9 protein-coding genes are annotated in these 10086 nt (G+C 46.5%); 4 read left to right on the forward strand and 5 right to left on the reverse strand.

The annotated features are described in order from the left end of the window. Nucleotides 1-25 precede the first annotated feature (25 nt). Both ACYQ2M_RS04105 and ACYQ2M_RS04110 read left to right on the forward strand, forming a co-directional pair. Entirely contained in the window at nucleotides 26-493 is a 468-nt protein-coding gene (locus tag ACYQ2M_RS04105) for an outer membrane lipoprotein (RefSeq protein ID WP_459915048.1), read from the forward strand. A gap of 309 nt (nucleotides 494-802) precedes the next feature. Continuing rightward, entirely contained in the window at nucleotides 803-1966 is a 1164-nt protein-coding gene (locus ACYQ2M_RS04110) for an ATP-binding protein (RefSeq protein WP_459915049.1), read from the forward strand. A 77-nt stretch (nucleotides 1967-2043) separates the two neighbouring features. Here the strand turns inward: ACYQ2M_RS04110 and ACYQ2M_RS04115 are convergent, their stop codons facing one another. From ACYQ2M_RS04115 to ACYQ2M_RS04130, 4 genes are all read right to left on the reverse strand, one after another. Continuing rightward, nucleotides 2044-2271, reverse strand: a complete 228-nt coding sequence (locus tag ACYQ2M_RS04115) for a VF530 family protein (protein WP_459915050.1) — start codon at nucleotides 2269-2271, stop codon at nucleotides 2044-2046. Between the two features lie 193 nt (nucleotides 2272-2464). Beyond that, nucleotides 2465-3118: a TetR/AcrR family transcriptional regulator gene (locus tag ACYQ2M_RS04120; RefSeq protein ID WP_459915051.1), complete on the reverse strand. Its 654-nt coding sequence runs from the start codon at nucleotides 3116-3118 to the stop codon at nucleotides 2465-2467. A 437-nt stretch (nucleotides 3119-3555) separates the two neighbouring features. Next, complete coding sequence (locus ACYQ2M_RS04125) at nucleotides 3556-4461, reverse strand: MBL fold metallo-hydrolase (protein ID WP_459915052.1); 906 nt, start codon at nucleotides 4459-4461, stop codon at nucleotides 3556-3558. Between the two features lie 207 nt (nucleotides 4462-4668). Beyond that, the gene (locus ACYQ2M_RS04130) at nucleotides 4669-7500 is read right to left on the reverse strand and encodes a tetratricopeptide repeat protein (protein WP_459915053.1); all 2832 of its coding nucleotides are present in this window, start codon (nucleotides 7498-7500) and stop codon (nucleotides 4669-4671) included. A 483-nt stretch (nucleotides 7501-7983) separates the two neighbouring features. On the opposite strand from ACYQ2M_RS04130, the gene ACYQ2M_RS04135 reads away from it, so the two are divergent. Next, nucleotides 7984-8292 carry a histidine kinase gene (locus tag ACYQ2M_RS04135; protein WP_459915057.1) on the forward strand — a complete coding sequence of 103 codons (309 nt, stop codon included), beginning with the start codon at nucleotides 7984-7986 and terminating at the stop codon, nucleotides 8290-8292. Beyond that, nucleotides 8205-8747 (forward strand): sensor histidine kinase, encoded by a 543-nt coding sequence (locus ACYQ2M_RS04140; RefSeq protein ID WP_459915054.1) that lies wholly within the window; start codon nucleotides 8205-8207, stop codon nucleotides 8745-8747. Before ACYQ2M_RS04135 ends, ACYQ2M_RS04140 begins: the two co-directional genes overlap by 88 nt. A gap of 105 nt (nucleotides 8748-8852) precedes the next feature. Here ACYQ2M_RS04140 and ACYQ2M_RS04145 read toward each other — a convergent pair. Beyond that, nucleotides 8853-10086, reverse strand: a 1234-nt coding sequence (locus ACYQ2M_RS04145) for an ABC transporter substrate-binding protein (RefSeq protein WP_459915055.1), incomplete at its 5' end; no start/stop codon positions are given.

Genomic DNA, 10086 nt, shown 5'->3' on the forward strand with positions numbered 1-10086 from the left:
AATTCGTTTTGGGGAGGATTTTGATATGAAACAGTTGGTTTTGGTGGTGATAATGAGTATTTTCCTGGCCATGGTGGCCTTTATGACCGGGTGCGCATCCTCAAGGTCCGGTGAGGTGTACTCCCGGGATCAGGCAAGACAGGCCCAGACCCTGGAGTATGCCACGGTGGTATCGGTGAAGAATGTGACCATTGAAGGCACCAAGACAGCCCTTGGGACATCCGCCGGGGGCGTGGCAGGAGGCGTTCTTGGCAGCACCGTGGGCAGTGGTGCAGGAAGGACCGTTGCAACGGTGGTGGGTGCCCTGGCAGGTGCCATGGTGGGAACCGCTGCCGAAGAAGGGGTTACAAGGAAGCCGGCCCTTGAAATTGTGGTGAAAAAAGACAATGGCGTCACCATTGTAGTGGTGCAGGAAGCAGATGTGATGATGGCTCCCGGGGACAGGGTGAAAATTATTACGGCCAATGATGGCACCACCCGGGTCTCAAAATAAGCGTAAATATTGGGCCAGTACCCTATTTTGGCCTGCTCACATAGCATTGCATTGGTATGCTAGTGCAGCGTCAAAGCTTAATTTTAGGATTGCCGATTTCCAAAGATGCCGTGGTGAAACACGCTTTGGGCTTTATCATCCCAAATTTTCGCTTTGACCATGCATTGGGCAGTCCCAAACAGGCGAAAATGGAGCACTGACCAAACATTTGCAATATCAACCCAAATATTTACTAAAAGCGTCAATTACGAAAGGCTGACCCCGACGCTGTGATCACGCCCGAAAGAAAAAGGAGAGATAAACAGATCCATGGCAAGGCAAGACAAGATATATCGACGGCTGCAGCAACATCTGGATCGCCAGGTAATGGGATTTCCCGCCGCACAAAACGGTTCAGACATCCGGCTGTTAAAGCATATTTTTACACCGGAGGAGGCGGAAATTGCCTGCCATTTAAGTCACGAATTTGAATCCCTGGACCACCTTTTCCCAAGGCTTAAGCACCGGGTGAACGATCCTGAAACCCTGGAAAAAATATTGCACCGCATCCAGAAAAAAGGGGGCCTTGAGTCCAGATTCAGAAACGGGCAGTACCAGTACTGCAACTCCCCGCTGGTGGTGGGAATGTATGAAATGCAGATGGAGCGCATGACTCCGGCATTTCTTAAAGATTTTGATGATTACACGGCAGGTGTTGGTTTCGGTATGGATTTTCTGGGCACAAAACTGCCCCAGATGCGCACCATTCCCATCGGGAAAAGCATTCCCATTGAAAGTCCTGTGGCCACCTTTGATGAGATTACAGGTCTTATTGCCGGGGCATCGGGTCCCTTTGTCGTTGTGGAATGTATTTGTCGAAAGAAAAATGAGATGCAGGGCCATTCCTGCAAGGTGACCCGGCGCACCGAGACCTGTCTGGCCATGGGGGACATTGCTCAGACCTGTCTCATCGGGGGCGTTGGTCGGGAAATCACCCGGGAAGCGGCCATGGCTATCCTGGATAAAAACCAGCAACAGGGGCTGGTGCTTCAGCCCTCCAACACGGAAAAGCCCGAATTCATCTGTTCCTGCTGCGGCTGCTGCTGTGGTATGCTCAGCCTCCATCAGAAACTGCCAAAACCCCTTGATTTCTGGTCTTCCAATTTCCAGGCACGGGTGGATATCTCCCTTTGCAATGGATGCGGTGTGTGTGAGCGCAGATGCCAGGTCCATGCCATCAAGGTGACCGGTGAGCCCCCCCGGGCTGAACTGGATTTCAACGTGTGTTTCGGGTGTGGTGTGTGTGTGGCTACCTGTGCAACCAAGGCGCTTTCTCTGGTGAAAAAAGAACAGATTACCCGGCCCCCGAAGGATCGGGAAACACTCCATGCCATTCTCCTGGAAAACCGTAAAGGGGTGCTGGGCAAGGCCGCATTGGCAGGCAAGCTATTAAAAGAGATGGTGCAGACGGGGAGAACCGGGCTTTTAAAATAGAAAAGTCAGTTTGCTCCCGGCACGAGGTAAGTTTGGACTTTGCGTAAATATTCGGGTTAGTAATGTACGACTGTCCCTTACCCCACCCATTTTTGCAATCCGATGTATAGGGTTTCCACCTTTTTCCTTGCCCAGGGCGTTTTTCTCAGAAATTTTAGGCTGGATTGCACCGAGGGGTCTTGATTAAAACACCGGATGTCAATGCGACGTCCCAGTTCATCCCATCCATAGTGTTCAACAAGACTGTTGACAATGTGGGCAAGAGAGATACTGTGCAGGGGATTGTTGGTTTGCTGTTTATCCATTATCCAAGACCTTTGCTTTTTTAAGTCGTGACTTATAAGTTTTTTTGAGGGGGAAATGAACCCAAATGTTTCCCAAGTTTTGCATAAAATTTATTTAGTGCGTTTTTTTTTATTCATTGATATGACTAAGTCTATGATTGAGGAAATATATCAGATCATATAGTAAAATGAGATTGGTCTGACAGCGAAGATATCAGGATGCAAGTTTCAGGATAAATTTGGTTTGCTCTTCTATGAATTCATTAATGGTAAATTGTTTGGTAAAACACCATCTTCGAAATGCCCACATTTGACCCAATACAACTATATTATGACCAACAAGAAATGCTGTTTTTGTATCCAATATGGGCGTATTCTTATCATTGAAATCCCTTTGCAACGCCTGAACAAAAATATTTGTAATGTGTAGCTCATTTTCAAGTGCATTGTTTTTCCAGTGTTCTGGTAGGAATTGAGTTGCTTGATACATGAGTAGAATATGGTCACTCATGTGATCACAAACTCTGAAATAGCCCCGAATCATTTCAGATAGGGTTTCTTTTAAGTTTTCCGTTTCTGTTAGTACATCCTTTATTCCCCGTTCTAATTCTGAATGGATCGCTTCACAGACCAGGTAGAGAATATCCTCTTTTGAACCAACATACTCATAAAGAGACCCAATGGAAAATCCAGCCTCACTTGCAATCATTCTTGTGGTGGCTTTGGGGTAGCCATGCACCACAAAAAGGTTGACTGCAACATCTATAATCTGTTGGCGACGCTTTCGAACAAGATTCACGTTTTTGATTTGGGTAGGCACGCCTTCAGATTTGAACTTATTGTTCATACCTGGAGATTTCTTATTCATTGATAGTTCTCAATCCGTATTTTATTATTTCGTTAAAATATTCGGTAGGAGTCAGCAGATTTTTAATCTACCGTTTAACCAAGGCAAAATATCGAGCATATGGTAATTTGAGTTTTATAAACGAAAAATCAATAGTATATGATTTCCTTATGTTGTGTTTCAGAGGCTTGTTTTACGGGCAACTGAATAAGTGAGTGCCGCAGGGCTTTGCCATTTTTCCTGATGTTATAAATAAATTCAAAAAAACCAGGATATAAAGGGACTTTTTTTGCGAGATTCCTTTAGCCTGTTTATAAGGTTTTATCAACCCTTTGGGGCTATTGTATCTATTGGATGTTCTTTGTGGGTTGAAAAACCCAGCATCTTCATTTGCCACATAAGACCCCAAAAATCAACATGAGCCTGAGAACTATATGACTATAGATGTTCTTACATCTTTAAAGCAATTCCTCTTCAATGGCGTTGCGCACCATCTGTTTGCATATGTAATGCATCATGTTGAAAGGAATGAATTTAAATCCCGTCTGATCCAACCATTGGTGGGCGGCCCAATCAATGACGGCCTCAACGTCTCCAGACGCTTCAACCTTTTTTTTCAAGGTCTCTTTATAAACCAGGGTTGAATCCATAACACGTTGCACGATCTGGTGCGCGTGTTTATCCGTCATAAGGCCGAAGTGTTCCCAGGCGCAAAGGCTCACATCAAGCTTTTCGAGCCGCTTAAGGCTGCGCACATAATCAACAAAACTCTCCGAAGCCATACATGCAAAATCCCATCCCTCATGAATGGGGATGGACATGGCATCGGAGGGGAAAAGCCATTTCTGCTCTTCAGCGTACAGGGCCATGGTGCACCGGCTATGTCCAGGGGTTTCAAAGGCACGCAATACCAGGCCGTCGCCGATGTCAATCCGCTCGTCATCACCAAGTACTTGGACATGGTCAATTGGATCAAAATCAAGGGAAATTCCTTCTACAGTATCGGGAATACCCATACGATTAAGAGCGTCCTTACAGAATTTGCGTGCATTTTTAACGGCCTTTGGCATAGCAAGAAAACGGGCCGCTTCTTGTGATGCCAAAATTTTCAGATGCGGGTAGCGTTTTTGTAAAAAGGGCACTGCTCCGGCATGGTCGAAATGGGAATGACCCACAAACAGATACTGTATGCGCTGCATATCAATATCCCAATCCTTGATTTGATCCATGAGTTCGGGAACCATCCACGGGGCGCCCCCGCCCACTAGCATATGAACCTCGCCTTTCAGCAAATAAATATTATTTTGGCCCGTGCCGAGCAGAACCATACGGTCATTGATAATCCCCGGTGTTTTTATCCACATGTCAAACTCCTCTCTGGTCTGTGTGTTGTGTATCGTATGGCATATTTAACAAGTCGGACTATAATTTTAAGCAAACATATCTGTGACAGTGCATCTCCTGGCCTTTTTTCTGCTGCCCCAGGGCCTACAGGAGCCATTGCGCCTGATCTTGTTATTTGGGTGTCGAAGCCCCGGGCGTATCAGCCAACATTTCCTTGTGCATGTGCTTCAAGCCAACAGCTCCTTGCGCATGCGCTTCAGAGAAAGCCCGGCCTTATGGGCGACGGTTGCCATATGTGTCTTGATGGCTCCTGCTTCCTGGGTCATTTTCATTTTGCTGTACAGATCCAGTGCCTCCTTCAGGCAGTCACGGGCGCTGCTGTAATTTTCCTGAGCTTCATGAACAAAACTCATGTTGGCCAGTACCCCGGCCAGTCCCACCGGATGCCCTGTTTTACGAAGCAAGACAAGGGCCGCCTCAAATTCTTTCCGGGCATAATCCAACTTTTTTGTTTCATAGTACAGAGTTCCCAGGTTGGCCAGCAAATTGGCCTCGTTTTCCCGGTCCGCTTGTTCCCTGAAAATGTCCAGTGCTTCACGGTAATAGCGTTCGGCCCGGTCATAGTCTTTCTGGTCAAAATACAGCAATCCGCTTTGAAAAGCAACGTTGGCCCGGCCTAAATCATTATCCATTTGCTCACACAAGCTGCGGGCCTGGGACAGCATGGACTCGGCTGCATCCATATCATCCTGGGCTTTGTGCACCTGGGCCAACAGAACAAGACAGATGGTTTGCTTTTCGCCATGCCCCAGTTTGGCAAATAATTCCCTGGCATGATTGAAATTTTCAACCGCTTTGCCAAAATCCTCTAAAGCCATGTCCACCTGGCCCAGTTCCATGGCCGCATCACTTTCTCCCAGGTCGTAATTGAATTCCCTGTAGCGATTCATGGCATTTAAGTAGTGCTGCCTGGCCGCCTTGAGATCGTTTTGACCCCGACGTACATGCCCCAGACGCATTACCTGGATCACTGCATTCACGGGGTCTCCAAGTTCTTCATACATCGCCTTGGCCCGGTTAAAGTAATCGACGGCTTTATCGAACTGACCCTGATCCCCTTTCACAAGGCCCAGGTTTGAAAGTTGGGCAGCCTCCCCCCCTGGGTTGCCCAAATCTATGTACTTATCCATGGCTTTTTTAAACAGAGTTTCCGCTGGCTCAGGCTTTCGTCGGGCATACATGGTATGCCCCATATTGGCGTACCGCTGGGCTGCCATTAAGGGTTCTCCCGCGTTTTCATCATATTCCGCAGCCCGCTCATAGGCATTGATGGCTTTTTTGTAATTAGCGGCCGCAAAATAGGTGTGTCCCAAATACCCCCACTGGCTGGCGGTCTTTTTATCATTTTTTAGAAGTTTGTATATTTCAATGGCCTTCAGATGGTGGGCCTCGGCCTGGTCAAAATCTCCCCGGGCATAGGCCACATGCCCCAAGCTGGACCATTGTGACGCCTTTCCTCGGCAACCCATGTCCGGGTTAACGCCCTCCAGAAGACGATACTGTTCCAATGCCTGCCGATACTTTTTTTCAGCGGTATCCAGCTGTCGGGTGGAGAACTCCAAGTAGGCGCTTTGGGACAATATATCCGCGATCAGATCGGTTCTCTCCAATTCCACCGCCAACGCCAAAGCTTCTCCAAAGGCACTGCGTGCGGTCTCCATATCACGCAAGGCAAAAGCCGACCGTCCTTTGAGTTCAAATGCCTTTTGCAAACCGATGCGGTGGCCGCTTTTACGCAATACGTCGATGGCCTCTTTAAGAACCTTTAACGCATCATGACTGTGACTTAAGTTTTCCTGAACCTCTCCCAATGCCAGCAGCAGCCGACCGCGGATGGTCTCAGGATCGTAACCAAGGTCATCCGCATCCGAAATTTGATCCCCGCCGGAATCTAGCTGCTCCAAAGCGCGCTGCAGTTCCATCTCAGCCATCTCACCGGCACCCAAGGCCAACTTGGGACCATATCCGGCCAGTGCCTGTTCCGCCGTTATTCGGGTATCGGTACTGCGATATACACCCAGGGAGTGCCCCAGGGCGGCAAAGGCTTCAGGGTTGCTGCCAAGCTGATCCCGGTAGTAGGTCAGCACTTTTTTGTCCATATCCGCTCTATCTTCCGCTAAAGCCCTGCGCACGGTTTCGTCATGGGGATAAAACAGACGCGGATAGGTCAGGCGTATACCCTCGTCTCCATGATCCGACAATATGCCCTCAAATTTTTTTGATGCCAATGCCGCCGTTACCTTGTCTTCGGATATCCCTGTAAACGTAGATAATTCATGGATTTTCACCGGATGGGCCAAGTGAACTATTCCACGCATCAACTCTCCTTTGATGCCCCTGTCGTGGTAACAGTTGTGATAATTATCCAATAGTTTTTGGGTTTCACCGGAGTTGGTTCCGTTAACGGTTATGCGGTTGGAAGGGCAGAAATCCTTCTGGTCGGCCATAACGTCATTTGTGCATTGAAATATGATCATCTTGGTTTTTGCAGGCAGCATACGCAGAATCAACTTAAAAAAGTCGACCAAGGCAGGTTCACGGGTGGTGACCAAGGGAACCATTTGGAGAACCAGGGTTGCATTGTCCATTTTTTCGCCAATAAAACGGATCGCTTCTAAAAAGCGTATTTCAAGGGGACGTCGATCCTGGCCTTGGAGCAGCGCCAATTGGGTTTGCAGACCGGGATGGGCGGCAATGAACGTGCACCATCCCTGGGGGGACTGGCAGGACAGCCCGGAGGTGGTGTCCGCCAACCAGCGATAGAGGAAGTGGCGAGAATGTTCCTGGGGCCAAATATCATAACGAAGAACAAAAAGATTGTCCTTTTCCAGAAATGCCTCTGTTTGACGGCGCATACATTTTTCCAGGCCGATTTCCTCGGTCCCAATGATCATAAATACTTTTTCGGTTTCCGAATCAATAAAGTCGAATAATCGAACCGTTTGCTCGGACGTATGGGCAAAACGATCAGACGTGTGGGCGGAACGGATACATGGCATGGATCACCTCTGGTGAAATGTGAAAATTATTATTCAAGGGCACATAGGGTACGATAATGCGCGTCTATACGGAAGAAATTGTGGCATTCTCCACCCTCCCGGAAGTGTCGGCATTCCTGATCGCTCAATGCAATCAAGGCCGATATCTCCGCAGAGGTGCCGTCTTTTTAAGGACTGCAAAAATGTACTCCAGAGTCATACGTTCCCAGAACACCCTGAAATTATTGTCAACATCAAAATCAGATTGAGAAAATATGGTTCAACGATTTCAATCGTTTCGCTTCTTTGGGTAAACATTAAGCTGAAGAAATTATGACTTGCGATAAAGGTAAGACAGGAAAATGCTTTCTGTCAATTCAAATATAAGAATTTCAAAAAAATCGTTACCACTCACCATTTTTTGACACATGGCCAAAAGCCGAAAAACGAATTCAAACGCTTTCTTAAAAGCTCATTCGGGCACAGGAAATCGAGCGGAGCTGTATTGCCAGGAATCTGTGCGATGGACTGGCCCAAAATTTATATTCGTTCAATATTCAGTTATCGAGTTTTTTTAAGCAGGTGCTGCCAGATGAAAAATTTGTCCAGGAAACTTCGGAGATTTTGGATTCTTTGCAAAAAATTTTTATGGATGTTCGAAAGATGGTTTTTAATATCCATCCGGCCGGCCTTGAAACCTTAGAAATAACAAAACAACTCACAATTTGTGTAAAAAAAATTCACAAATTTACAATTTTAAAATTGATTTTAAGACTGCGGGAATTGATTTTCTGGATCTTAATTTTGATATAAAAATTGCAATTTATCGCCTCGTACAGGAAGGTCTAAACAATATGGCAAAGCATGCACAGGCCACGATGGCTAATATTCGGATGGTCTATTCCTATCCCAATATTATTCTACGTATCGAAGACAACGGCATCGGATTTGATTCGGACAAGTTGATGGAAACGGTAAACAAAAAAGGATGCATGGGAATTTGGAGTATGAAAGAACGGGTCACGTTACTAAACGGACGAATGAATATTGAATCCAAGCGCCTATCCCAAAAATCCCGTGAGAGGATTAACCCAGAGGAGACAGACAGCAAACATAATAAAACCATTCCAATATTTGTTACGGCGTTCCCATCGTACAACTTTCTCATTGTTCAAAGGTTGTTCTTTCTTGTCAGGCAAAAAATAAGACATGGTAAGAACACTGTAAAATGGATTTTTGGGATAGATTTATATAAACTAAATGCGTAAGATCTCAATGGCTTGGGGTCATAAAGCCCACCTACCTTTTAAACGCCGGGTGCTATTCAAACGGATGCCCTGAATGCCCACACTTATTGAGAACTTACGAAAATATTACCGGATCGACCAATGTTTCTTGGAAATCTCGATTTCCCAAAGTGGCATACAAGCCATTCGGTAAGGCTTGTAATTCACATTTTTATTGACTGCCAGAAGCTTATTCGGTGCCGGAACAAACAGCATATAGGCGTTATCATACACATGGTGCATGATTTTGCCACAGATAGCGGTGAACTCCGGTGTTCCCACGGAGACGCGGGAAAATACATCAAAATAACTATCCAGGATAGGATCGGGGAAGATGGTACTCCAGGCATTGTGAGTCCGGTAAAGGAAAAAGACGGACCAGGGGTGATTGTAGAACCAATCATCACAGCCAAATATTAGAAAATCCCATGATTTGGTGTTTTTTTCGGCATTGGTGGCGAGTAACTGGTTAAACACGTATTTTTCACTGGTGGTGATCTCGAATTCCAGCTTGACGCCGACCTTTCTCAAGTCGCGTGCGATCCCTTTCCAGATAAACATGAACCGATCCTGGGTAAGGACTTTCAGTGTCAGCCCATTCAAAATGCCTTTAAGTTCCCCCCGGACTTCTTTGGGATTTTGAATTTCAGAATAGGGCCGCAGGCTTTTTACAATTTCCCGTACACCCGGAAACAAAGGAGACGCAACTGTGGGGTTCACCCTTCCTTCACCGTAATAAGCGCGCTCCAGTAAATGGAACTGATCAATGGCACGATTCAGCGCAATTCTGAGTTTTTTATCCAGTAGTCTTTTATTGCCATTACGCAGATTCATGCAAATGGCGAAGCTGCTGGTGGATGGCAGAGAGATTAGTTTTGCATATAGAGAGACGTTTGTTCTGCATTTCATGGAAAAGGGAATCGGCATGATATCGAGTACGCCGTCCTTGTCAAACATATTTTCCATGGCGATTTTGGTATCCAGTTCCGTATAGACGGTGATGGTCTCAACTTTGGGATAATTCGGGTTCCAATAGTTGGGATTGGCCACCAGCACCACCTCCGGTGTCTGTCGGTCTCCTTCTGCATATCCTTCCTTCAGAATATAAGGACCCAACCCGTAGGGACCGGGTTCGGTCAGATTCGGGCAGGTTAATTTTCCATTCCAGCCGAATTTTTTAAGGTAGGCGGAGGTATAAAATTGAATCCAGATGGCATCGTTCAGGAACTGGCCGTATTTTTCGGTGAGATAGAACCGGACCGTGTAATCGTCGATTTTTTCCACCCGATCAAAGACCGTATCTATCTTGGTGAAAAGAAAA

It is taken from the genome of Desulfocicer niacini (assembly GCF_054657595.1).

Excerpts from the sequence above, each read along its gene's own strand:
- ACYQ2M_RS04105 (WP_459915048.1), top strand. The coding sequence starts at position 26 with ATGAAACAGTTGGTTTTGGTGGTGATAATGAGTATTTTCCTGGCCATG.
- ACYQ2M_RS04110 (WP_459915049.1), top strand. The coding sequence starts at position 803 with ATGGCAAGGCAAGACAAGATATATCGACGGCTGCAGCAACATCTGGAT.
- ACYQ2M_RS04115 (WP_459915050.1), bottom strand. The coding sequence starts at position 2,271 with ATGGATAAACAGCAAACCAACAATCCCCTGCACAGTATCTCTCTTGCC.
- ACYQ2M_RS04120 (WP_459915051.1), bottom strand. The coding sequence starts at position 3,118 with ATGAATAAGAAATCTCCAGGTATGAACAATAAGTTCAAATCTGAAGGC.
- ACYQ2M_RS04125 (WP_459915052.1), bottom strand. The coding sequence starts at position 4,461 with ATGTGGATAAAAACACCGGGGATTATCAATGACCGTATGGTTCTGCTC.
- ACYQ2M_RS04130 (WP_459915053.1), bottom strand. The coding sequence starts at position 7,500 with ATGCCATGTATCCGTTCCGCCCACACGTCTGATCGTTTTGCCCATACG.